Source organism: Janthinobacterium longum (assembly GCF_051380735.1).
GTDB lineage: Bacteria > Pseudomonadota > Gammaproteobacteria > Burkholderiales > Burkholderiaceae_D > Janthinobacterium.
This window is the reverse complement of record NZ_JBNYXQ010000001.1, coordinates 1,118,509-1,142,238: the sequence shown is the minus strand read 5'-3', so window position 1 is coordinate 1,142,238 and position 23,730 is coordinate 1,118,509. Positions and strand designations below refer to the sequence as shown.

Sequence of the window (23,730 nt, the reverse complement as noted above, 5' to 3'; positions counted from 1 at the left end):
ACGCCGGTATAATGCGGCGATGCAAAATACTAACGAAGCAACGCCATTGAAGCGCATTGTCCTGGGCCTGCAGTATGACGGGCTGGCCTGGCATGGCTACCAGAAGCAGGAAAGCGGCCTGACGGTGCAGGACCAGCTGGAAAATGCGCTGGAGAAGTTTGCCCGCGTGCGCCTGGCCACCACCTGCGCCGGCCGCACTGATACCGGCGTGCATGCGCTCGAGCAGGTCGTCCATTTCGATACCGTCCTGGACCGCGACATCCATTCCTGGGTGCGCGGCGTGAATGCCTTCCTGCCATCCTCGATCGCGGTGCGCTGGGCCAGGCAATTGCCTGGCGACCCCACCGTCAATGATTTCTTTCACGCCCGCTTCAGCGCGCGCGCGCGTACCTATCACTATGTGCTGTACAACAATCCGACCCGTTCGCCGCTGGTGGAAGGGCGCGCCGGCTTCTTTTTCCGTCCGCTGGACGTCGAACTGATGCGCCAGGCGGTGGCTCCACTGATAGGCTGGCACGACTTCACGGCGTTTCGCGCCGCCCAGTGCCAGGCCAAGTCGCCTGTCAAACTGATGCATGACATCCAGATCGAACGGCGCGGCGATATGGTCATCTTTACCATCACCGCGAATGCCTTCCTGCACCATATGGTGCGCAACCTGGTTGGCTCGCTGGTGTATATCGGCAGCGGTCGTGAACAACCCGAGTGGCTGGCGTATCTGCTGCAAAGCAAAGACCGCCATGCGGCCGCGCCGACCTTCATGCCCGATGGCCTGTATCTGGCGAAAATCGATTACGACCCGCAATGGGGCTTGCCGCAGGACGCCAGCAGCGCCTTGCCCTGGTTTTGATTTAAAAGGATTACCCCATGCCACGCACCCGTATCAAGATCTGCGGCCTGACCCGCGTCGAAGACGTCCAGGCCGTGGTTGCCGCCGGCGCCGATGCGATCGGCTTCGTGTTTTATCCGAAAAGCCCGCGCCATGTCACGCCGCAACAGGCGGCCGGCCTGATCGCCGCCATGCCGCCATATGTGGCCAGCGTGGGCCTGTTCGTTAATGCCAGCGTGGAAGAAGTGCAGGCGGTCGCGGCGCTGGCGCCTTTGTCGCTGCTGCAATTCCACGGCGACGAGACGCCGGCACACAGCGCCGCCATCGCCGCCGCCGTCAATACGCCGTTCGTACAGGTTTTCCGCGTCAAGCCCGACACAAGCGTGGAAGATTTGCTAGAATACGAACAGCGCTATCGCGCCGCCAGTCCCTTGTTTTCCGGCCTTTTGCTCGATACCTATGTGGACGCCTACGGCGGTGCAGGAAAGGTGTTTGATTGGTCCCTTATTCCAGAAGAACTCGCGCCTCGGGTCGTTTTGAGTGGTGGCTTGAGCGTACACAACGCGACTGACGCAGTGGTGCGCGTGCGCCCTTACGCGGTCGACATCAGCAGTGGTGTCGAAGCGTCCAAGGGCATCAAGGACGCGTCCATAGTCCGCGCGTTTATCGCCGCGGTGCAGGACGCCGATGCCATCATTGCCAGAGGAAATACCCCATGACCAAGCCATTCAATACCAGCGGCGCAGCGCCGCTGTTCCACGCTGCCGATTACGCTTTTCCCGACGCACGCGGCCACTTCGGCCCCTACGGCGGTGCGTTTGTTGCTGAAACGCTGACCCACGCGCTGGCCGAGCTGAAAGATGCGTATGCACGCTACAGTGCCGACCCGGAATTTCTCGAAGAGTTCCGCTACGAGCTGAAACACTTTGTCGGCCGTCCGTCGCCGATCTACCACGCCAAGCGCTGGTCCGAGATGGCCGGCGGCGCGCAGATCTATTTCAAGCGCGAAGACCTGAACCATACGGGCGCACACAAGATCAACAACGTGATCGGCCAGGCCCTGCTGGCCAGGCGCATGGGCAAGCCACGCATCATCGCCGAAACGGGCGCCGGCCAGCACGGCGTGGCCACCGCCACCATCTGCGCCCGCTTCGGCCTTGAATGCGTGGTGTACATGGGCAGCGAAGACGTCAAGCGCCAGGCGCAGAACGTCTATCGCATGAAGTTGCTGGGCGCTACCGTGGTGCCGGTCGAGTCCGGTTCGAAGACCTTGAAAGATGCGCTCAACGAAGCGATGCGCGACTGGGTCACCAATATCGAAAACACGTTTTATATTATCGGCACCGTCGCCGGCCCGCACCCGTATCCGATGATGGTGCGCGACTTCCAGTCCGTGATCGGCGAAGAGTGCCTGGTGCAAATGCCGGAAATGACGGGCCGCCAGCCCGACTACGTGCTGGCCTGCATCGGCGGCGGCTCGAACGCCATGGGCATTTTCTACCCTTATGTCGACCAGAAGGATGTGCAGCTGATCGGCGTGGAAGCGGCCGGCGAAGGCCTGGAAACAGGCAAGCACTCGGCCTCGCTGACGGCAGGCTTTCCCGGCGTGCTGCATGGCAACCGCACCTATCTGCTGCAGGATGCTAACGGCCAGATTATCGAAACGCATTCGGTGTCTGCCGGCCTCGACTATCCTGGCGTGGGGCCTGAGCATTCCTGGTTGAAAGACTCGGGCCGCGCGCAATACGTCTCGATCACCGACGACGAAGCGCTGCAGGCCTTCCACGATTGCTGCCATATCGAAGGCATCATTCCGGCGCTGGAATCGTCGCACGCGCTGGCCTACGCGGCCAAGCTGGCGGCAACCTTGCCAAAAGAGAAAAGCGTACTGGTCAACCTGTCGGGCCGTGGCGACAAGGACATGCATACGGTGGCCGAGCGCATGGGGTTGAATTTCAGCTGATCATTACAGCTGTTGACAACCGGGGTCAGACCCGCCGGAACTCGGCGTCCCCGTCTGACCCCAGCCTTCAATTTCCCTTAGAAAAGAGATACTCCATGTCCCGTATCGGCGCAACCTTTGCCTCCTTAAAAGCCCACAACAAGACCGCCCTGGTCACCTTTATCACCGCCGGCGACCCCGGCCCTGACGCCACCGTGCCGCTGATGCACGCACTGGTCGCCGGCGGCGCCGACATCCTGGAACTCGGTGTCCCGTTTTCCGATCCGATGGCCGAAGGCCCCGTGATCCAGCGTGCCTGCGAGCGCGCGCTGGCATTCAATGTGGGCATCCACGATGTGTTCGAGTATGTGCGCCAGTTCCGTCTCACCAACCAACACACGCCGGTGGTGCTGATGGGCTACGCCAACCCGATCGAGCGCATCGGCATCACCGACTTTATTGCCACCTCAAAAGAGGCGGGCGCCGATGGTGCCATCGTCGTCGATTATCCGCCGGAAGAGTGCGAAGACTTTGCCGCCGCGATGCGTGCCGGTGGCCTGGATCTGATTTTCCTGCTGGCGCCAACCTCGACCGAGGAGCGCATCGCGCAAGTGGCCAAGGTCGGTGGCGGCTTCAGCTATTACGTGTCGCTCAAGGGCGTGACCGGTGCCGGCAATATCGATACTGCACAAGTGGCCGAACGCCTGGCCGCCATCCGCCAGCACGTGAAACTGCCGATCGGCGTCGGTTTCGGCATCCGCGACGCCGCCACTGCGCGCGCCGTGGCGGAAGTGGCCGATGCCGTAGTGATCGGCAGCCGCATTATCCAGGAAATAGAAAATGCCCCGCAAGGTGGCGAAGCGGAAGCCGTACGCAGCTTTACGGCCGGTATTCGCGCCGCGCTCGATGCCTGACAATATTATCTCCAAAGCAATGCGTTAATATGGCAAAGTTCGACAGCCCGGCGATAAACGGCTACACTTCGGCCACCGAATTGGCTGATATTGTGCAATAGATAAAACAGGGCCGCCGCAAGACGCGGCTGTCCCATCATCGTTCGCCGGGGGCGTCCACCGACGCACCGACACGACATTCTTGCCCGACAAGGGTACCAGGAGAAAAATATGAGTTGGTTGGAAAAACTGCTGCCACCGCGCATACAGCGCTCTGATGCTGCCGCGCGCAAGACCATGCCGGAAGGCCTGTGGGTCAAATGTCCGTCGTGCGAAGCCGTGCTGTACCGCACTGACCTGGAATCGAACCTGCATGTCTGCCCGAAATGTGACCATCACATGCGCATCCGCGCGCGTGAGCGCCTCGACAGCCTGCTTGACGCCGGCGGCCGCTATGAAATCGGCCAGGAAATCCTGCCGGTCGACACGCTGAAGTTCAAGGACAGCAAGAAATACCCGGACCGCCTGAAGTCCGCCATGGAAGCGACCGGCGAGACCGACGCCATGGTCGTCATGGGCGGCGCCATCATGAGCTTGCCGGTGGTAGTGGCTTGCTTTGAATTCGAATTCATGGGCGGCTCGATGGGTTCGGTGGTCGGCGAGCGCTTCGTGCGCGGCGCGCAGATCGCGCTGGAACAGAAAGTACCGTTCATTTGCATCACCGCCACCGGCGGCGCACGCATGCAGGAAGGCTTGCTGTCGCTGATGCAGATGGCAAAAACCACCGCCATGCTGACCAAGCTGGCCGAAAAGAAATTGCCCTTCATCAGCGTGCTGACCGACCCGACCATGGGCGGTGTGTCGGCTTCCTTTGCCTTCATGGGCGACGTGGTGATTGCCGAGCCAAAAGCGCTGATCGGTTTTGCCGGCCCGCGCGTGATTGAAAACACCGTGCGTGAAAAACTGCCGGAAGGCTTCCAGCGCGCCGAGTTCCTGGTGACGAAGGGCGCCGTCGACATGATCGTCGACCGCCGCAAGATGCGCGAAGAAATCGCCCATTTGCTGGCACTGTTGCAAAACCAGGCGGTGGAAGTATTAGCTTGATCTTGCACCTGAACCCTTGAACAGCCGGGGTCGGACCCTGCAGGGTCCGACCCCAGACTTTGTTTTGGGTTAATTGTCTCCCTGCCTCGCGCATTCTTTCAAGAACTCTCCCATGCAAAACCTCCCCACCACTTTGCCAGACTGGCTCGCCATGCTGGAAGCCCGGCATTCGGAAACCCAGATCAATATGGGCCTGGACCGCGTGCAGGCCGTCAAGGCGCGCCTGCAGCTTGCCTTTGCCTGCCCCGTGATCATGGTGGCCGGCACCAACGGCAAGGGTTCGACCTGCGCCATGCTGGAATCGGTGCTGTTGCGCGCCGGCTACAAAGTGGGCCTGTATATCAAGCCGCACTTTCTCGATTTTAACGAGCGTGCCCGTGTGCTGGGCGAGATGGCCAGCGACGACGAGCTGGTCGCCAGTTTCAATGCCGTCGAAGCCGTGCGCGGCGAGACCCCGCTGACCTATTTTGAATTCACCACCCTGGCCATTTTGCATTTGCTGTCGCATGCGCAACTGGACGTGGCGATCCTGGAAGTGGGCCTGGGCGGGCGCCTGGACGCCGTCAATGTGATCGACGCCGACGTGGCCATCGTTACCAGTGTCGATATCGACCATACCGACTACCTGGGCGACACGCGCGAGGCGATCGGCTTTGAAAAGGCCGGTATCTTCCGCCCCGGCAAGGCAGCCATCTGCAGCGACCCGGTGCCGCCACAATCGCTGATTGACCATGCCAACGCCATCGGGGCGGACCTGTGGCTGATGGGGCGTGACTTCAATTATTCGGGCGACAAGCAGCAGTGGAACTACGGCGGGCGCGAGCAGCGCCGCAATTCGCTGGCTTACCCGAGCCTGCGCGGCGCCAACCAGATCCTCAATGCCACCGCCGTGCTGGCCGCGCTGGAAGTGCTCAAACTTAAGTTGCCCGTCGGCGCGCAGGAAGTGCGCACCGGCCTGGTCACGGTGGAACTGCCGGGCCGTTTCCAGGTCTTGCCGGGCCGCCCCAGCGTGATCCTCGACGTGGCGCACAACCCGCACGCGGCCTCCGCGCTGAACCAGAACCTGGGCAATATGGGCTTTCACCCCTACACCTATGCCGTTTTCGGTTCCATGCAGGACAAGGATATCGATGGCGTGCTGGCAGCCATGAGTGAACATGTCGATCACTGGTGCCTGGCAGGCCTGCCCTCGCCGCGCGCGGCCACCGCTTCCGAGCTGGCGGCCAAGGTGCAGCTCATGCTGGAAGACAAGCCGGACAGTGGCGATCATACGGTGTCAGTTTTCGATGACCCGGCACAAGCTTTTGCAAATGCAATGAGCCGGGCCGGTGAGAATGATAGAATTGTGGTCTTTGGTTCTTTCCTCACCGTCGCCGGCGTGATGAAGGCCAGGAAATCCTCACTTCACTGAAACGCACTCGACTGAAAATGACGCATGGGCTTGTTCTCGAAACTGTTTAAAAACAAGCAAGAATCCTCTGGCGAAGACAGCGGCTTTTATGTTCCTGGCGAAGCACAGTCGCCGACTCGCAAGCGTGCCGCCAACACCTCCGGTGGTGGTGGCCGCCGTGCTGGCCGCGATGTGCCCGATCCGGCCTTGCCGGAAAAGAAACGTGCACGTCGCCGCCTGATCGGCGCCATCGCGCTGGCGCTGGGCGTGGCCGTCGGCTTGCCGATGCTGCTCGATTCGGAACCAAAGGCGCCCGTCAACGATATCGCCATCGAGATTCCGTCGAAGGACAAAGTAGCCGCCACACCTGCACCGGCTCCGGTGCAGGCGGTGCCGGCGCAGGGCGCGGCCAACAATGGCCTGGACCAGTCGGAAGAAATCGTCGATACCCCATTGCCGGCCAAATCAAAGCCCGTGCCGATGCCAACCCCGGTACCTGCCACCGTGGTGGCCACCGCCGAACCGGCGAAGCCGGCGTATGTCGAGCCGAAGCCGATTAAGGTCGAACCGAAAGTCGAGCCCAAGGTCGAGCCCAAGCACGAAACAAAACCGGAGCCCAGGGTCGAACCCAAGCGGGAGGTCAAGCCTGAACCCAAGCCCGAGCCGAAACATGACGTCAAGCCTGAGCCGAAGCCCGAACCGAAACCGGTCAAGGTGGAAAAATCGAATGACGATGCGGCGCGCGCGCTGGCCATCCTGGAAGGCAAGCCTGCCGTCAAGGCCGAGGCCAAGCCTGTTGCCAAGGCCGAGGAAAAACCGGCCGAGGCCGATTCTGGCCGCTTCGTGGTGCAGGTGGCCGCGCTGGCGACGCAGGAAAAGGTTGATGAATTGCAGGCGAAATTGCGCGACGCTGGCATCAGTTCCTATACGCAAAAAGTGTCCAGTGGCGGTGGCCAGCGCATCCGCGTGCGCGTCGGGCCATTCGGCAGCCGCGACGAGGCAGAAAAAACCCGTGCCAAGCTGCAAAAGCTGGGCTTGGGTGGCAGCCTGGTGCCGGCGTGAGCAATGTAACCGTGGCAGGCTGACGGCGTGACGATCTTCGATTATCTGGTGTTGTTCGTGCTGGCCACGTCGGTATTGATCAGCATGATGCGTGGCCTGATCAAGGAAATCCTGTCGTTGGTGAGCTGGGTGGTGGCGTTTGTCGCCGCCAATGCCTATGGTGCGACCCTGGCGAAATTCCTGCCTGCCGTGATTCCGGGCGAGGCCGTGCGCCTGCTGCTGGCCTTCGTGCTGCTGTTTATCGGCGTGCGCATTTTGATGGGACTGCTGGGCATGACGGTCGATGCGCTGGTCAAGGTAACAGGGCTGAGCCTGGTTGATCGCCTGCTGGGCAGCCTGTTCGGCGCGGCGAGGGGCCTTGTAATTGTGCTGACCACCGTCATCTTGTGCGGCATGACCTCCATTCCGCAACAGCCTTTCTGGAAGAACGCCTTGCTCAGTCCATACGCCGAACAGGGCGCGCGCGCCATCAAGCCTTATCTGCCTGCCGCCTACGCGCAGCATGTGAAATTTTGATCTTTTTAAATCAGTAACACAGTTACAGGAGCACACCATGTGTGGCATCGTCGGCGTCGTTTCCCATCAACCTGTCAATCAATTGCTCTATGATGCCTTGTTGCTCTTGCAACATCGCGGTCAGGACGCGGCAGGGATTGCGACCAATCACAGCAGTATGTTTTCCATGCACAAGGCCAATGGCCTGGTGCGCGACGTCTTCCGTACGCGTAACATGCGTTCGCTGCAAGGCAACTCCGGCATCGGCCACTGCCGCTATCCTACCGCCGGCTCGTCGAGCGAGGAAGAAGCGCAGCCGTTCTATGTCAATGCGCCGTTCGGCATTACCCTCGCGCACAATGGCAACCTGACCAACTGGGAACAGCTCAAACAGGAGATGTTCAAGAACGACCGCCGCCACATCAATACCGATTCCGACTCGGAAGTGCTGCTCAACGTGCTTGCCCATGAAATCCACCAGGCTACCACTGGCCTGGTACTCGATCCTGAAGCCATCTTCAAGGCCGTCACCGTGCTGAACCGCCGCGTCAAGGGTGGCTATGCGGCTGTCGCCCAGATCGCCGGAGTGGGTTTGCTGGCCTTCCGTGACCCGCACGGCATCCGTCCGCTGTGCCTGGGCATCAATGAAACCGAGCAGGGCGCCGAGTACCTGATCGCCTCCGAATCGGTGGCGCTGGAAGGCATGGGCTTCCGTTTCGTGCGTGATATTGCGCCGGGCGAAGCTGTCTTCATCGATGCCGACAAGCAGTTGCACAGCCAGCAGTGCGCCGACAACGCCAGCCTCAACCCTTGCGTGTTCGAATTCGTCTACCTGGCCCGTCCCGATTCCGTCATCGACGGTGCCTCGGTCTACGCCACGCGCCTGAAAATGGGTGAGTACCTGGCCGAAAAGATCCGCCGCGAACTGCCAGAAGGCGGCATCGACGTGGTCATGCCGATTCCCGACTCCTCGCGTCCGGCCGCCATCCAGCTGGCGCTGGCGCTCAATATCGAGTACCGCGAAGGCTTTATCAAGAACCGCTATATCGGCCGTACCTTCATCATGCCGGGCCAGGCGGCGCGCAAGAAATCCGTGCGCCAGAAGCTCAACGCGATTCCGTCCGAATTCAAGGATAAAGTCGTGCTGCTGGTCGATGACTCCATCGTGCGCGGCACCACCAGCCGCGAGATCGTGCAGATGGCGCGCGAAGCGGGCGCCAAAAAGGTGATTTTCGCCTCGGCCGCGCCACCGGTGATCTACCCGAATGTGTACGGCATCGACATGCCGACGCGCGACGAACTGATCGCCTACGGCCGCACCACCGAAGAAGTGTGCCGCGAAATCACGGCCGATTACCTGGTCTACCAGGATATCGACGACCTGAAGCAGGCGATTGCCGACGTCAACCCGGCCCTGACCAGCTTCGAAGCGTCGTGCTTCGACGGCGTCTACGTGACCGGCGACGTATCGCAGGACTACCTGGACCGCCTGGAATATGCGCGCCATAATCCCAAGGCGGCAGCGCCCGAAGATACGCCGCGTTCCCAGCTGAACCTGAACCTGGCGACCACCGAAGCATAAGTAACCAGCCCGGCCTGCGCCGGGCTTTTTTTCTCCGCGATCATGAACGATAAAAAAACCTACGGCTTTACCACCACCATCCTGCATAACGACCGCCGCAAGGGCATCGAACACGGCTCGCTGCACAAGCCCATGCATACCTCGGTGGCGTTTGGCTACAGCGACGCGCGCCAGTTGGCGTCGGTGTTCCAGGGCAAGGAGCCGGGCTTTCGCTATGGCCGACAGGGCAATCCGACTGTCTCCGCGCTGGAAGACAAGGTCAACCAGATGGAAGACGGCGTGGCGACCTTGTGCTTTGCTACCGGCATGGGCGCCATCGGCGCCGTGGTGCAGTCACTGCTGCGTGCGGGCGACCATGTTGTGTCGTCGGCCTTTTTGTTCGGCAATACCAACAGCCTGTGGCAGACGGTGACGAACCAGGGCATCGCCGTGTCGTTTGTCGACGCCACCGATGTCGCCAACGTGGCCGCCGCCATCACGCCGCAAACGCGCATTGTGTTCGTTGAAACCATCGCCAATCCGCGCACCCAGATCGCCGACCTGGCAAAGATCGGTGCGCTGTGCCGCGACAAAGGCATCCTGTATATCGTCGACAACACCATGACCACGCCTTATCTGTTCCGCCCGAAATCGGTCGGTGCAGGCTTGGTGGTCAATGCGTTGACCAAGTCGATCGGCGGCCACGGCAATGCCCTGGGCGGCAGCCTGACCGATACGGGCGTGTTCGACTGGACGCAGTACCCGAATATTTTCGAGAACTATAAAAAGGCAGCGCCGAAACAGTGGGGCATAGCCCAGATCCGCGCCAAGGCCCTGCGCGACTTCGGCGCCTCGCTGGGACCGGAAGCGGCGCACCATATCGCTGTCGGCGCCGAAACCATGGCCTTGCGCATGGACCGCACCTGTTCGAACGCGCTGGCGCTGGCCACCATGCTGCAGGCCGATCCACGCGTGGCAGCCGTGCATTATCCGGGCCTGGCTTCGCACCCGCAGCATGCGCTGGCGACTGAGCTGTTTCGCAGCTATGGTTCGCTGTTCAGCTTTGAATTGAAAGACGGTATCGACTGCTTCGATTACCTCAACCGTTTGAAGGTAGCGATTCCGGCGAGCAATCTGGGTGACACACGCACCCTGGTCATCCCGGTAGCGCATACCATCTTCTACGAGATGGGTGCCGAGCGCCGCGCCAGCATGGGCATCGCAGAATCGCTGATCCGCGTTTCGGTCGGCATCGAAGACGAAGCCGATCTGCTCGATGATTTCAAGAGCGCGCTGGAAGAGTAATCTCTCCGGCAATAAAAAGGGCCGTAACAGCGATGCTGTTGCGGCCCTTTGTTTTTCTTGTTAAATGGTAATGCCACCGTGCCTTCAGAAACCGTAGCGAGCAACGGATGCCCGAGAGTGGGCTGCGCAGCAGGTTTATGAGGGCGCGCTCACTCAGTGCCAGCTGCGCATCAGGCCGACCGCCAGGCCTTCGAGGACAAACTCGTCTTCGGGCGTCACGGTAATGACCTTGAAGTCGGGGTTTTCCGGCAGCAGTTCGATTAGGGTGCCGGTCTTCTTGTAGCGCTTGACGGTGACTTCATCGCCGATGCGGGCGACGACGATCTGGCCGTTCTTGGCGCTGTCGATCTTTTTCACGGCCAGCAGGTCGCCGTCCATGATGCCTGCGTCGCGCATCGACCAGCCGCGCACTTTCAGCAAAAAGTCGGGCTTGCCTGAAAACAGGGCCGGGTCGACGTTGTAGCTCGCTTCCAGGTTTTCCTGCGCCAGGATGGGCGAGCCGGCGGCCACGCGGCCGATCAGCGGCAGCGACATCAGCAGCGCGGCCGGCACTTTCGGCAGCGCCGGCTCGGCTGCAGAAGCACTCGCCGCCGCACCGATCAGGCGGATGCCGCGCGACGTGCCCGGCGAAATCTCGATGGCGCCCTTGCGGGCCAGGGCCTGCAAATGCTCTTCGGCCGCATTGGCCGATTTGAAACCCAATTCATTGGCGATTTCGGCGCGGGTCGGAGGAAAACCCGTGTTTTCAATCGCGTCCTTGATCAGGTTCAGGATTTGTTCTTGTCGTGCTGTCAGCTTGATCATGGATGGTGGGTGCATAGTAAAATGCTGTCTATATGAACAGTCTGTATTTTTGTACAGTATCGCCGACTATGCAAGCGACTTTCGGTGTTTTCCGCCGATTTCGATGGAAAAAAATCGTATGGCGCGCAAAAACGCTGTCGCAGGTGCCGTCGGGCGAGCGGCAGGGCAAGCAATGGTTGATCGGATTGCAAAAGGCGGTTATAATCTTCGGCTGACCTTCCCACACCCGTCTTGACGCCGGGGTGGGCGATTATCAATCCGACCTGAAGGAGTTTGCATGCGTCATTATGAAATAGTCTTTATCGTCCATCCGGACCAGAGCGAGCAAGTGCCCGCGATGATCGAACGCTACAAAGCCAGCGTAACCACCCGCGGCGGTTCGGTTCACCGCGTGGAAGATTGGGGCCGCCGTCAAATGGCTTACTCGATCCAGAAACTGCCTAAAGCACACTACATCTGCCTGAACATCGAATGCGACAACGAGACCCTGGTCGAGTTGGAAACAGCATTCAAATTCAATGATGCCGTGTTGCGTCACCTGACCGTTAAAATGAAGAAAGCTGAAACAGCTCCTTCGCCGATGATGAAATCGGTACAACGTGAAGATGCGGCCAAAAGCCACCGCACCGAAGCACCAGCAGCCGCTCCAGCCGCAGCAGCCTAATTGACCAGGATCGTGCGCTGAACCAGTTACAAGTTACCGCCATCATTGCCGAGCGCGAAATATTGCGCTACACCCCGGCAGGGTTGCCAATCGTGAATGCAGTATTGCAGCACAGTTCGCAGCAGATGGAAGCCGGTATTGCCCGTTTGACCGAGTTTGAACTTGCCGCGCTGGCCGCTGGCGAAATTTCAGGCCGGTTCAGCCAGGCAAGCTTGGGCGGGGTCTATCAGTTCACGGGTTTCCTGGCCAGAAAAAGCCGCAACAGCAAGAGTTTGGTGTTTCACATCATTGATTTTAGTGCAGTCACACTGACTAGCGCATTTACAGATACAGGAGCCTAGAATGGCATTCGGTAAAAAGTTCGACAAAAATAAGCTCAAGCTTAAAGAAAAACGCAAACAGCAAAATCCACTGTTCAAACGCAAGAAGTTCTGCCGCTTCACCGCAGCACACGTTGAACAAGTCGATTACAAAGACGTTGATACGCTGAAAGACTTCGTCCAGGAAAACGGCAAGATCATGCCAGCACGCCTGACCGGTACCAAAGCGCACTACCAGCGCCAGGTTGACACCGCAATCAAGCGCGCTCGCTTCCTCGCGCTGCTGCCATACACCGATCTGCACCACGCTTAATCGGTCAGATATTCCTGGAGAAGAACTATGCAAATCATTCTGTTAGAAAAAGTTGTCAACGTCGGTAACCTCGGCGAAGTCGTCAAAGTCAAAGACGGTTACGCACGTAACTTCCTGATCCCGCAACGCCTGGCCCGTCGTGCTACCGCTTCGGCGATCGCCGAATTCGAAGTCAAGCGCGCCGAACTGGAAAAAGCTGCTGCCGCCAAACTGGCCGCATCGCAAGCCCAGGGCGAAAAACTGAGCGGTCTGACCGTTCAAGTTGCTCAAAAAGCTGGTGTCGATGGCCGTCTGTTCGGTTCCGTCACCAACTTCGACATCGCCGAAGCGCTGACCAAGCAAGGTTTTGCTGTTGAAAAAGCACAAATCCGCATGCCTACCGGCCCTTTGAAAACTGTTGGCGAGCACAACGTTTCGGTTGCTCTGCACACCGACGTGGTAGTGGAAGTAGTGATCGCTGTCGTACCAGACGCAAACGCGTAAATCGTTTGCAGGCCTCGGCCTGCAGGCATTGCCGCAATAGAAAAAAGCCGGGTTCGCCCGGCTTTTTTGTGGCCTTTTTTTCGCTGATTTTCGGCCCTTTATTTTTGCCCGGACGCCGAAGCGGGTATAATTCGCGCCATGAACGCCCCCTCAGATCCACAAGTCGATTCCCTCCGCATACCGCCGCATTCGATCGAAGCAGAACAGTCCGTCATCGGTGGCCTGCTGCGCGATAATGCCGCGTATGACCGCATTGCCGATTTCATGCATGCGGATGATTTCTATCGCTATGACCATCGCATCATCTTCGAGCAAATCGTCAAGATGGTAAACGCCTCCAGGCCGGCCGATGTGATTACTGTTTTTGAAACCCTGACCCAGCTTGGCAAGGCCGACGACGTGGGCGGACTCGCCTATCTGAACGCGATGGCGCAGAACACGCCATCGGCTGCCAATATCCGCCGCTACGCCGAGATCGTGCGTGACCGCGGCGTGCTGCGCAAGCTGATCACCGTGGCCGACGATATTTCGGGCACGGCCTTCAGTCCGCAAGGCAAGGAAGTCAAGCAGATGCTTGACGAAGCCGAATCGAAGATCTTCGCGATCGCCGAAGAAGGTGCGCGTGGCGCCCAGGGCTGGACCGCGATCCAGCCCCTGCTGACGCAAGTGGTCGAGCGCATCGATGAACTCTACAGCCGTGACAACCAAAGTGAAATCACCGGCGTGCCGACCGGATTCATCGACCTTGATCGCATGACTTCCGGCCTGCAGCCGGGCGACCTGGTGATCGTGGCTGGCCGTCCGTCGATGGGCAAGACCGCGTTTTCCGTCAATATCGGCGAGAACGTGGCGATCGACAGCGGCTTGCCGGTGGCCGTTTTCTCGATGGAGATGGGCGGCGCCCAGCTGGCCATGCGTATGCTCGGTTCGGTTGGCCAGCTTGACCAGCACCGTCTGCGCACCGGTCGCCTGAATGACGAGGACTGGCCGCGCCTGACCAATGCCATCCAGAAGATGAACGACGCGCAGCTGTATATCGATGAAACGCCGGCGCTCAATTCCATCGAATTGCGCGCCCGCTCGCGCCGTTTGTCGCGCCAGTGCGGCAAGCTCGGCCTGATTATCGTCGACTACTTGCAGCTGATGTCGGCCAATAGCCCCGGCGACAACCGGGCGACCGAAATTTCCGAAATTTCACGTGGCCTGAAAGGGCTGGCAAAAGAACTCGGTTGCCCGGTGATTGCACTGTCCCAGCTGAACCGCTCGCTGGAACAGCGCCCGAACAAACGTCCGGTCATGTCGGACTTGCGCGAATCGGGCGCAATCGAGCAGGATGCCGACGTGATCCTGTTCATTTACCGCGACGAGGTCTACAACCCCGATTCGCCCGACAAGGGCACGGCCGAAATCATTATCGGCAAACAGCGTAACGGGCCTATCGGCAGCATCCGCCTTACTTTCATGGGGCAGTACACCAAATTTGGCAATTACAGTGGTGGCCTGGCGCTTTACCAGGGCGACTGATACATCAACACTGGCATTCCATCGGCCGCCCCGCATTACCGGGGCGGCTTTCTGCAGTAAATAACACGACGCTATGCTTAACGGAGAATGACATGTTTGGACGCTTGATGCCCACCGAGGGCAAGTTTTTTGAATTGTTTAACCAGCACGCGGAACTGTGCGTCAAGGGCGCAAAAGAGATGCTTGGCCTGATGACCAATTTCGACGACCTGGAAAACCGCGTGCATGCCATCGAGAGCATCGAGAAACAGGCCGACAAGGTGACGTACGCCACCGTGGAAATGCTGCACAAGACCTTCATCACGCCGATCGACCGCGACGACATTCACCAGCTGATCACGCGCCAGGACGACATCCTGGACCTGCTGGAAGACGCGGCGCAAACCGTATCCCTGTATGATCTGAAAGCCGTCACGCCGGAAGCCAAGCGCTTGGCCGAACTGGTGCTGGCCTGTACCGAAAAAGTGCGCGACGCCGTCGCCCTGCTGCACAATATGGACAATTCGCGCAAGATCGTTGCCATCTGCGAAGAGATCGACCGTCTGGAGTCGGACGCCGACCACGTGATGCGCGCCGCCATGTCCAAGCTGTTCCGCGACGAACCGGACGTGCGCACCCTGATCAAGATGAAGGCGATCTACGAGCTTCTGGAAACCGTGACCGACCGTTGCGAAGATGTGTCCAACATCATCGAAGGCATCATCGTCGAAAACGCGTAAGCGTTGGGCCTGTCCTGAACCAGAATCAGAAAAGAATCTACCAATGACCATACAAATCAGCATCTACGTGCTCGGCCTGTTGATCGCCCTGGCGCTGCTGTTTGACTTCATGAACGGCTTCCACGATGCCGCCAACGCGATCGCCACGGTGGTCTCGACGGGCGTATTGAAACCGCAGACTGCGGTTGCCATGGCTGCCACTTTCAATTTTGTTGCCATTTTCGTGTTTCACCAGCTGACCGTGGCTGCCACGGTGGGCAAGGGCACCATCGATCCGATGGTGATCGATCAGTATGTGATCTTCGGCGCGCTGATGGGCGCCATCGTCTGGAACTTATTTACCTGGTACTACGGCATACCTTCGTCGTCCTCGCATGCACTGATCGGTGGCCTGGTGGGCGCCGCTGTCGCCAAGTCCGGTACCGGCGCGCTGGTCGCGGCCGGTCTGTGGAAAACCGTCGCCTTTATCGTCATCGCACCGGTGCTGGGCTTTGTGTTCGGCTCGATCATGATGCTGATCGTATCGTGGATATTCGTGCGTTCGACGCCGCGCAAGGTCGACAAATGGTTTCGCCGCCTGCAGCTGGCTTCGGCTGCTGCCTACAGCCTGGGCCATGGCGGCAACGACGCGCAGAAAACCATCGGCATTATCTGGATGCTGCTGATTGCTGCCGGCCACTCCAGCGCGGCTGACGCCATGCCGCCACTGTGGGTCATCATCTCGTGCTATACGGCGATCAGCTTCGGCACCCTGTTCGGTGGCTGGCGCATCGTCAAGACCATGGGCCAGAAGATCACCAAGTTGAAACCGGTAGGCGGCTTCTGTGCAGAAACGGGCGGCGCCATCACGCTGTTCGTGTCGACCGCACTGGGCATCCCGGTGTCGACCACGCACACGATCACGGGCGCCATCGTTGGCGTCGGTTCGGCGCAAAAAATGTCGGCCGTGCGCTGGGGTGTGGCAGGCAATATCGTCTGGGCCTGGATTTTCACGATACCGGCGTCGGCTTTTGTGGCGGCAGTGGCCTGGTGGATCGGTCACCACATCATGTAATGCGATATCTTCGCAATTGAAAAAGGAGCCTTTCATTTCAGGCTCCTTTTTTTATCGCTCGATTTTTGATGCCTTTGCCTGTCGCCGCGCGTACACGATGCAAAACGCCACCAGCAGCACCAAAAACACAAATGGCGACGCGCCCAGTACGGCAAAGGTGGCGCCATAGCCGCAAGCACCTTCGGCAGCGCTGCCGAACCAGGAGCAGGGCAGCACGTTAAGGGCCAGGAAGCCGAGCACGGCGGTGGCCAGTGCGGCAAACAGGGCGAGGCAGGCAATCGTCAGCAGATTTTTCATGTGGCGGCACGGAAGCAGTTAAGAAAAAGGAGCCGCAGCTCCTTGATGGTGATTCTACTGGCCCCGTGGCCCTTTGTCGCCACCCTGGTGTTCCTTCAGTCCGTCATTCTGGCGTATCGCGCCTTTGTCCTGCTCGGCCTGTTGGCGGCTTTTGTTCGCTTCATGCTGGGCCTGCTGATCTTCGCGCTGCTGTTGTTCGCGCGCTTTATCGCTTTGCTGGGTCATGGTGCTCTCCTTGAGTAATGAAAGTTCATCATGCCCTTGTCCGCCAGCCGCTACCGTTCGTTATCCAACATACATCGGTCTAAGCCAGCGCCACCGTCATCCCCTCGGCCGCCAGGAACACCTGCAACGCGCCCAGCCGGCCGGTAAAGCGCGCCATCACGTCGGCAAACACGGCTTCCAGCTGCTCGTCGCTGCGGCCCGGTTCATGGTGGGTGCAATACAGCCGCTTGACGCCGCAGCGCACGGCCAGTTCAAGCGCGCCGTCGAAGGTGCCGTGGCCCCAGCCGCGCTTGGTTTCATATTCCTCGCGCGTGTACGAGCAGTCCATGATCAGGGCGTCAACGCCGGCAATCACCGCGTCGATGGCGGCCTGGCGCTGTGCGATGTGTCCTTGGCAGGTGGCGTGTGCGGGCGAGCCTTCAGTGTGCGGATTGTGGAACGGTTCATGGTCGCCGCTGAAAAACAGCGAAGCGCCGCCGGACTCGATGCGGTAGCCGAGGTTGATCACCGGATGATTCATTTCGGCATTCGTTACCACCGCATCGGCCACTTCGAAGCGCTCGCCGACGGCCACGGTGCGGTAGTCGATCTCGGCCGCCATGGCCGTTTCGCTGACGGGAAAATAGTTGTTCTGCAACTGCGTGGCCATCACGTGTTCGATGCCATTGCCGGCCGCGTCGGCCGCGCCATACAGGTGCACGCGGCTGCCGCGCATGAACAGCGGCGCGAACATGGGCAGGCCATGGATATGGTCCCAGTGGCTGTGGGTGATCAGGATGTGGGCAGTGGCCGGCCCCGGCGGCAGTGCGCGGCCAAGGGCAAAGATGCCGCTGCCGCCATCGAGTACCAGCAGGGCGTCGCTGGCCGTGCGTACTTCGATGCAGGTCGTGTTGCCGCCGTAGCGCACCGTATGCGGGCCGGGCGAAGGGATCGAACCGCGCACGCCCCTGAAGGTGAATTTCATCGCTGCCTTGTTATAGTGTAACGATTGTTGATTCTATTCTAATCGTCGTGCCCAAAACGGCATTTTTTTATAATTGTTGTGTTTCGGAAATCTATTTTCAGTTGTTGCCTTTTTGGAATGTACAGCTGACAGCTGGCAACGTTACACTAGTGCTTGTTGCCACTTTCCCATGCCCCCATCATGCTCCAGCTGCACCCCGAGCAAATTGCCCAGCGGCTCGACCAGCTGACTGAACTGAGCGTCGAACTGGGTCGTGGCGCGGCGGCCGGCATGCTGCACGGCGGCGATATCACACCCCTGCTCGAACGCATCGTGCTGGTCGCCAAGGACATGACGGGCGCCGACGGCGGCACCTTGTACCGTCCCGGCGCGGACGGGCGCAGCCTCGAATTTCATATCAGTATCAATGACAGCCTGGGGCTGCGCCAGGGCGCCAGCGCCGGCGTGGCCATCGGCGTGCCCGGCGTGGCGCTGTGGCAGGACGACGGCACTCCGAATCTTGGCTCGGTGGCGGCGTATGCGGCGCACCGCCGCGTTTCCGTCAATATCGACGATGTGTACCAGTCGGGTGAATTCAATTTTTCGGGCATGCGCGCGTTTGACGGCCACTATGGCTACCGTTCCACGTCCTTCCTGACGGTGCCGATGAGCGATCATGAAGGCGAGCTGATCGGCGTGCTGCAACTGATTAACGCCCAGGATCGCGAGACCGGTGCGGTACAGGCGTTTTCCGCCACCGACCAGCGCTTTATCGAGGCACTGGCGGCGCAGGCGGCCGTGGCGCTGACCAATCAATTGCTGCTGCGCCAGCTGGAACAATTGCTGGAGTCCCTGGTCAACCTGATCAATATCGGCATCGATGAAAAGTCGCCGTACACGGGCCGCCACTGCCAGTTCGTGCCCGAGCTGACCATGATGCTGGCCGACGCCGTGCACGCCACCACGCATGGCCCGATGGCCGGTTTCCAGCTGAGCGAGAACGAGCGCAAGCAACTGTGGCTGGCGGGCTTGCTGCACGACTGCGGCAAGATCACCACCCCGGTGCACGTGGTCGACAAGGCCACCAAGCTGGAAACCATCCATGACCGCATCCACCTGATCGACACGCGCTTCGAAGTGCTGCTGCGCGACGCAGAAATTGCCGCCTTGAAAGAACAGTTGGCGGCGCCTGAACGCCAGCACGAGATCGTGAAAGCATTGCAACAGCAGCAGATTGTGCTGCGCGAAGAGCGCGACTTTTTGCGACATGCCAATATCGGCGGCGAAGGCATGTCGCCGGCCGACCAGGAACGGGTGCGCACGATCGCGGCGCGGCGCTGGGTCGGGCCTGACGGTGTCGAGCGCGATTTCCTCGATGCCAATGAAGTCGAAAACCTGACCATCCGTTTCGGTACCCTGACCGAGCAAGAACGCAAGATCATCAACAACCATATTGCGGTGTCGATCCGCATGCTCGAGGCGCTGCCGTGGCCCAGGCATTTGCAAAAAGTGCCGGAATACGCGGGCGGCCACCATGAACGCATGGACGGCAACGGCTATCCGCGCGGGCTGACGCGCGAGCAGATGTCGGTGCCGGCGCGGCTGATGGCGATTGCCGATATTTTCGAGGCACTGACGGCGCGAGACCGGCCCTACAAGAAGGGCAAGTCGCTGTCGGAGTCGCTGCGCATCCTCGGCCACTTCAGCCTGAACGGCCATATCGACCCCGACCTGTTCGATGTCTTTATTCGCAGCAAAGTTTACCTGACCTTTGCACAGCAGCACATGCATCCCGAGCAGATCGACGCCGTCGACGAAGCGGCCATTCCCGGTTACGTGCCCTGATGCGCTGGCCTGGTGCATTGAAAAAGCATGGTGGCCGGCTGCTGCTGGGCATGTTGTTGACGCTGCTGGCCGCCTGCGCCAGCATCGGTTTGTTCGGTAGCGATACGGTCGGCCGGCTCGACGCCATGCTCGGTGACATGCGCATGCGCGCGGAACAGCCGCAGCTCGACACGCGCATCGTGATCGTCGATATCGATGAAAAAAGCCTGAACCAGATCGGCCGCTTTCCCTGGGGCCGCGACGTGCAGGCGCGCCTGGTCACGCAATTGACGGGCCACTATGGCGTGGCTGCGGTCGGTTTCGATATTTCGTTCCCGGAAGCCGATACCAGCTCCGGCTATGGCGTGCTGGCCCAGCTTGCCAGGGGCGAACTGGCGGGCGTGCCCGGGCTGCGCAGCCAGCTTGAACGTTTGAAACCGCAGATGGATTACGACGCCCTGTTTGCCGAGGCGATGCGCGGCCAGCCCGTGGTGCTTGGCTACAGCGTGTCGGACCGTCAAAAGAAGGGCGTGCTGCCCAAGCCGGCGTTCAGCGTGAGCGACCTGAACGGGCGCACGGTGACGGCATTTACGGCGCCCGGCTATGAAGCCAACCTGGCACAGCTGCAGCAGGCGGCGCAAGGGGCCGGCATCTTCACGGCCCTGACCGACAGTGATGGCGTGCTGCGCTCGTCGACCCTGTTGCAGCGCATCGGCGACGCGTACTACCCGTCGCTGTCGCTGGCCACGGCCAGCGTGTTCCTGAAGGCGCGCGCGATTGCACCCGTGTTCAGCCAGAGCGCCGACAACTTGTCCGAGGCCGAGCGCGAGCACGGCGGCCTGGACCGCATCGCTATCTTTACGCCGCGCGGACGCCTCGATATTCCGGTCGGCGAAGCCTTGACCACCACGATTCAGTTTCGCGGCAGGGGCGGCCCGGACGGCGGTGCCTTTCGGTATGTGTCGGCGGCCGATGTGCTGATGGGCGCAGTGCCGGCGCAGGTGCTGCACGGCGCCATCGTGCTGGTGGGTACCACCGCCGCAGGCCTGAACGATATCCGTGCCACGCCCGTCAATGCCGAGTTTCCTGGTGTGGAAGTGCATGCCAACCTGATCAAATCGATATTCGACGGCCATTTCAAGTCGCGCCCCGACTATGCGCTGGCAATCGAATTTGGCCAGGTGGTGCTGGCGGGCCTGCTGCTGGGCTGCGCGCTGGCGCTGGCCACGCCGGCAGCAGCCGTGTTGCTGGCAGGTAGCGCGCTGGCCGGTGCGCTGGGGCTGAACTGGTGGCTGTATCACAGCTTTGATGCGGCGCTCGATGTTGCCGTGCTGCTATTGCTGATCGCGGCGCTGTTCGTTGCCAACCTGGCCTGGGGCTATTTTTTCGAAGTGCGCAAGGGCAGGGCGCTGGTGTCGCGCTTCGGCCAATACGTGGCGCCGGAACTGGTGGCGCAGATGGCCGACAATCCCGACCGCTACAGCATGGACGGTGAAAGCCGCGAACTGACGGTGCTGTTTGCCGACGTGCGCGGCTTTACTGCCATTTCGGAGCAGATGACGCCGCAGCAGTTGCGGGAGTATATCAACCTCTACCTGACTGCCATGTCGGAAGACATCCGCGACAGCCACGGCGGCACGCTGGACAAATATATCGGCGACGCCGTGATGGCCTTCTGGGGTGCACCGGTGGCGTTTCCCGACCATGCTGGCCGGGCCGTGGCCAGCGCTCTGCTGATGCAGAAGAGCGCAGGTCGTTTGAACCAGGAGTTCCAGGCGCGCGGCTGGCCGGCGCTGCAGATCGGCATCGGCATCAACAGTGGCCTGATGCATGTGGGCGATATGGGCTCGCGCATCCGCCGTGCCTATACCGTGATGGGCGACGCGGTCAACCTGGGCGCGCGCCTGGAAGGCATTACCAAGGTGTATGGCGTGGGCATCGCGGTGAGCGAATTTACGCGTGCGCAGGCGCCGCAATTTGCCTACCGCGAACTGGACCGCGTGCGGGTTAAGGGCAAGACTGAGCCGGTAGCCATTTTCGAGCCGCGCGGCTTGCACAGCGACGTTGATGCGGATGAACTGGCGCTGTTGGCGCGTTGGTCGCGCGTGCTGGAACTGTTGCGGGCCCGCGACTGGAATGGCGCTGAGGCAATCTTGATGGAACTGCCAGACGATGGCTTGCGCCGGCTGTATGGCGCCCGTCTGCGACAGTACCGCAGCGATCCACCCGGAGAGGACTGGGACGGTGTTACCAGTTTTGAAACAAAATAACCATCATTAGCATAGATATTTCTGACTGGAAATCAAAATCCGTCTAAACTTTGCTTTCAATCAATTGATGGTCCAGACACGCCTGGCTGGCCATGCAACCACAAGAACTCTCACACATGAATTATCGTCTGGTGCGCCTGCTTGCAGGTTCCGCGCTGTTGTTCTGCGCGGCACGCGCGAACGCCCAAACCGAGGCTGCCGACAGTGCCGTTCCCTTATTTGATATCGCCAGCTACGAGGTCAGCGGCGACACCTTGCTGGGGCCGCAACTGGTGCAATCGCTGGTGGCGCCGTTTGCCGGCCGGCAGCGCGACTTTGGCGCCATCCAGCAAGCCGTCGAGGCGCTGGAAAATGCCTATCGCGCGCGCGGCTACACCATGGTGCTGGTGGCCTTGCCGGAGCAGGAACTGGCGCATGGCGCCGTGCACCTGAACGTGGTGCAGACGCAGGTCGGCAAGGTGGCCATTACCGGCAACCAGCATGTCGATGACGCCAATGTGCGGCGTGCCCTGCCAGCCTTGGTCGAAGGACAGACGCCCAACATGGTGTCCCTGGGGCAAAGCCTGACGCTGGCCAATGAAAACCCGGCCCGCAAGATGGAAGTCAAACTGGCTGGCGGCGAGGCCGAGGGTACGGTGGACGCCGACATCAAGGTGGTCGATGAAAACCCCTGGAAAGCCACGCTCAATGTCGACAATACCGGCAGCAAGGACTCCGGCAAGACCCACGCCGGGGTGGTGCTGCAGCATGCCAACCTGTGGGGCCTCGATCATGTGGCCAGCCTGCAATACACCACCTCGCTGGAGCACGCCAACCAGGTCGGCGTGTACGGCCTCGGCTACCACGTGCCGCTGTACCTGCTCGGCGATTCGCTCGATTTTTTTGCCAGTTATTCGAACGTCGATTCGGGCACGGTGTCGGCCGGCATTGTCGACCTGGCCGTCAGCGGCCGCGGCACCACGGCCGGTGCGCGCTACAATCAGAACTTCGGCAAGCGCGACAACTACGAACCCAAGCTGGTGTATGGCCTGGACTTCAAGGCCTACCGCAACAGCCTGCAGTTCTTCGGCATGGAGCTGGGCACCGACGTGACGGTGCATCCGGTGAGCATCGCCTATATCGGCGCCTGGAGCTTGCCGCGTGGCGAGGCCAGCGTGGGCCTGACCCTGGCGCGCAATATTGCCGGCGGCAAGAATGGCAGCCAGCACGACTTTACGCTGGCGCGTTCCGGCGCCAGGGCCGGCTACAGCACCCTGCGCCTCGCGGGCAGTTATACCCAGGTACTGGAAAACGACTGGCAATGGCGCGCGCTGTTCAACGGCCAGTACACGCCCGACGCGCTGGTGCCGGGCGAGCAGTTCGGCGTCGGCGGCGCGGCCACCGTACGCGGCTTTCTCGAGCGCGAAGTGGCCAATGACTCGGGCGCCAACCTGAACCTGGAGCTGTACACGCCGAACTGGTGCGGCGACAGCAGCTACCAGTGCCGCGCGCTGGCGTTTTATGACACCGGGTGGGTGCGCCGCAATCACGCCTTGCCCGGCGAAATCGACAGCATGGCTATCGGCTCGACCGGCCTGGGGCTACGCATTCTGCTGAGCCGCTACGCCAACCTGCAGCTGGACTACGCCCATGTAGTCAATGCCGGCCAGACCGGGCGCCGCGACGCCAATCGCCTGCATTTCAGAGTTGCGCTGTCGTACTGAGCCTCG

General features: G+C 60.6%; 25 protein-coding genes. 22 read left to right on the top strand and 3 right to left on the bottom strand.

The window, feature by feature from the left end; genetic code table 11:
• Positions 1 to 19 precede the first annotated feature (19 nt).
• The 10 genes from truA to ACQ4WM_RS05150 all read left to right on the top strand — a co-directional run bounded on the left by truA (position 20) and on the right by ACQ4WM_RS05150 (position 10,581).
• On the top strand, positions 20 to 850 hold the full coding sequence (gene truA / locus ACQ4WM_RS05195; RefSeq protein WP_436545614.1) for a tRNA pseudouridine(38-40) synthase TruA: 831 nt from the start codon (positions 20 to 22) through the stop codon (positions 848 to 850).
• A 17-nt stretch (positions 851 to 867) separates the two neighbouring features.
• The gene (locus tag ACQ4WM_RS05190; RefSeq protein ID WP_436545613.1) at positions 868 to 1,548 is read left to right on the top strand and encodes a phosphoribosylanthranilate isomerase; all 681 of its coding nucleotides are present in this window, start codon (positions 868 to 870) and stop codon (positions 1,546 to 1,548) included.
• Complete coding sequence (trpB, locus tag ACQ4WM_RS05185; protein WP_436545612.1) at positions 1,545 to 2,792, top strand: tryptophan synthase subunit beta; 1,248 nt, start codon at positions 1,545 to 1,547, stop codon at positions 2,790 to 2,792. Before ACQ4WM_RS05190 ends, trpB begins: the two co-directional genes overlap by 4 nt.
• Before the next feature lie 95 nt (positions 2,793 to 2,887).
• Entirely contained in the window at positions 2,888 to 3,685 is a 798-nt protein-coding gene (trpA, locus tag ACQ4WM_RS05180) for a tryptophan synthase subunit alpha (RefSeq protein WP_436545611.1), read from the top strand.
• Positions 3,686 to 3,895: 210 nt separating this feature from the next.
• Positions 3,896 to 4,768, top strand: a complete 873-nt coding sequence (gene accD / locus ACQ4WM_RS05175) for an acetyl-CoA carboxylase, carboxyltransferase subunit beta (protein ID WP_436545610.1) — start codon at positions 3,896 to 3,898, stop codon at positions 4,766 to 4,768.
• A 112-nt stretch (positions 4,769 to 4,880) separates the two neighbouring features.
• Positions 4,881 to 6,179 carry a bifunctional tetrahydrofolate synthase/dihydrofolate synthase gene (folC, locus tag ACQ4WM_RS05170; RefSeq protein ID WP_436545609.1) on the top strand — a complete coding sequence of 433 codons (1,299 nt, stop codon included), beginning with the start codon at positions 4,881 to 4,883 and terminating at the stop codon, positions 6,177 to 6,179.
• Positions 6,180 to 6,203: 24 nt separating this feature from the next.
• A complete protein-coding gene (locus tag ACQ4WM_RS05165) occupies positions 6,204 to 7,220 on the top strand; it encodes an SPOR domain-containing protein (protein ID WP_436545608.1) in 1,017 nt (338 codons plus the stop codon).
• A gap of 27 nt (positions 7,221 to 7,247) precedes the next feature.
• Positions 7,248 to 7,736 (top strand): CvpA family protein, encoded by a 489-nt coding sequence (locus tag ACQ4WM_RS05160; RefSeq protein WP_436545607.1) that lies wholly within the window; start codon positions 7,248 to 7,250, stop codon positions 7,734 to 7,736.
• Between the two features lie 37 nt (positions 7,737 to 7,773).
• Positions 7,774 to 9,297, top strand: a complete 1,524-nt coding sequence (gene purF / locus ACQ4WM_RS05155; protein ID WP_436545606.1) for an amidophosphoribosyltransferase — start codon at positions 7,774 to 7,776, stop codon at positions 9,295 to 9,297.
• A 42-nt stretch (positions 9,298 to 9,339) separates the two neighbouring features.
• Positions 9,340 to 10,581, top strand: coding sequence for a cystathionine gamma-synthase family protein (locus ACQ4WM_RS05150; RefSeq protein WP_436545605.1), 1,242 nt, complete (start codon positions 9,340 to 9,342; stop codon positions 10,579 to 10,581).
• Between the two features lie 153 nt (positions 10,582 to 10,734).
• Here the strand turns inward: ACQ4WM_RS05150 and lexA are convergent, their stop codons facing one another.
• Positions 10,735 to 11,385, bottom strand: coding sequence for a transcriptional repressor LexA (gene lexA / locus ACQ4WM_RS05145; protein WP_436546202.1), 651 nt, complete (start codon positions 11,383 to 11,385; stop codon positions 10,735 to 10,737).
• Positions 11,386 to 11,417: 32 nt separating this feature from the next.
• Here lexA and ACQ4WM_RS05140 point away from each other — a divergent pair, with 32 nt between their 5' ends.
• From ACQ4WM_RS05140 to ACQ4WM_RS05105, 8 genes are all read left to right on the top strand, one after another.
• Positions 11,418 to 11,600 carry a hypothetical protein gene (locus ACQ4WM_RS05140; RefSeq protein ID WP_436545604.1) on the top strand — a complete coding sequence of 61 codons (183 nt, stop codon included), beginning with the start codon at positions 11,418 to 11,420 and terminating at the stop codon, positions 11,598 to 11,600.
• 62 nt (positions 11,601 to 11,662) lie between these two features.
• Entirely contained in the window at positions 11,663 to 12,049 is a 387-nt protein-coding gene (gene rpsF, locus ACQ4WM_RS05135; protein WP_010400028.1) for a 30S ribosomal protein S6, read from the top strand.
• Positions 12,050 to 12,066: 17 nt separating this feature from the next.
• Entirely contained in the window at positions 12,067 to 12,390 is a 324-nt protein-coding gene (priB, locus tag ACQ4WM_RS05130) for a primosomal replication protein N (protein WP_436546201.1), read from the top strand.
• Position 12,391: 1 nt separating this feature from the next.
• Entirely contained in the window at positions 12,392 to 12,682 is a 291-nt protein-coding gene (gene rpsR / locus ACQ4WM_RS05125; RefSeq protein ID WP_010400024.1) for a 30S ribosomal protein S18, read from the top strand.
• Positions 12,683 to 12,709: 27 nt separating this feature from the next.
• Entirely contained in the window at positions 12,710 to 13,165 is a 456-nt protein-coding gene (gene rplI, locus ACQ4WM_RS05120; protein ID WP_436545603.1) for a 50S ribosomal protein L9, read from the top strand.
• 138 nt (positions 13,166 to 13,303) lie between these two features.
• The gene (locus ACQ4WM_RS05115) at positions 13,304 to 14,689 is read left to right on the top strand and encodes a replicative DNA helicase (protein ID WP_436545602.1); all 1,386 of its coding nucleotides are present in this window, start codon (positions 13,304 to 13,306) and stop codon (positions 14,687 to 14,689) included.
• 92 nt (positions 14,690 to 14,781) lie between these two features.
• Positions 14,782 to 15,408 (top strand): DUF47 domain-containing protein, encoded by a 627-nt coding sequence (locus tag ACQ4WM_RS05110; protein ID WP_436545601.1) that lies wholly within the window; start codon positions 14,782 to 14,784, stop codon positions 15,406 to 15,408.
• 43 nt (positions 15,409 to 15,451) lie between these two features.
• Positions 15,452 to 16,462, top strand: a complete 1,011-nt coding sequence (locus ACQ4WM_RS05105; protein WP_436545600.1) for an inorganic phosphate transporter — start codon at positions 15,452 to 15,454, stop codon at positions 16,460 to 16,462.
• A 51-nt stretch (positions 16,463 to 16,513) separates the two neighbouring features.
• Here the strand turns inward: ACQ4WM_RS05105 and ACQ4WM_RS05100 are convergent, their stop codons facing one another.
• Entirely contained in the window at positions 16,514 to 16,759 is a 246-nt protein-coding gene (locus ACQ4WM_RS05100; RefSeq protein ID WP_436545599.1) for a hypothetical protein, read from the bottom strand.
• 45 nt (positions 16,760 to 16,804) lie between these two features.
• On the opposite strand from ACQ4WM_RS05100, the gene ACQ4WM_RS05095 reads away from it, so the two are divergent.
• A complete protein-coding gene (locus ACQ4WM_RS05095) occupies positions 16,805 to 17,002 on the top strand; it encodes a hypothetical protein (RefSeq protein ID WP_436545598.1) in 198 nt (65 codons plus the stop codon).
• Between the two features lie 61 nt (positions 17,003 to 17,063).
• Here ACQ4WM_RS05095 and ACQ4WM_RS05090 read toward each other — a convergent pair whose 3' ends face one another.
• Complete coding sequence (locus tag ACQ4WM_RS05090; RefSeq protein ID WP_436545597.1) at positions 17,064 to 17,948, bottom strand: MBL fold metallo-hydrolase; 885 nt, start codon at positions 17,946 to 17,948, stop codon at positions 17,064 to 17,066.
• Between the two features lie 180 nt (positions 17,949 to 18,128).
• Between ACQ4WM_RS05090 and ACQ4WM_RS05085 the strand changes: the two genes are divergently transcribed.
• The 3 genes from ACQ4WM_RS05085 to ACQ4WM_RS05075 all read left to right on the top strand — a co-directional run bounded on the left by ACQ4WM_RS05085 (position 18,129) and on the right by ACQ4WM_RS05075 (position 23,724).
• Positions 18,129 to 19,772, top strand: a complete 1,644-nt coding sequence (locus tag ACQ4WM_RS05085) for an HD domain-containing phosphohydrolase (protein ID WP_436545596.1) — start codon at positions 18,129 to 18,131, stop codon at positions 19,770 to 19,772.
• Entirely contained in the window at positions 19,772 to 22,021 is a 2,250-nt protein-coding gene (locus ACQ4WM_RS05080; RefSeq protein ID WP_436545595.1) for a CHASE2 domain-containing protein, read from the top strand. Before ACQ4WM_RS05085 ends, ACQ4WM_RS05080 begins: the two co-directional genes overlap by 1 nt.
• Positions 22,022 to 22,137: 116 nt before the next feature.
• Positions 22,138 to 23,724, top strand: a complete 1,587-nt coding sequence (locus ACQ4WM_RS05075; RefSeq protein WP_436545594.1) for a ShlB/FhaC/HecB family hemolysin secretion/activation protein — start codon at positions 22,138 to 22,140, stop codon at positions 23,722 to 23,724.
• Positions 23,725 to 23,730: the final 6 nt, after the last annotated feature.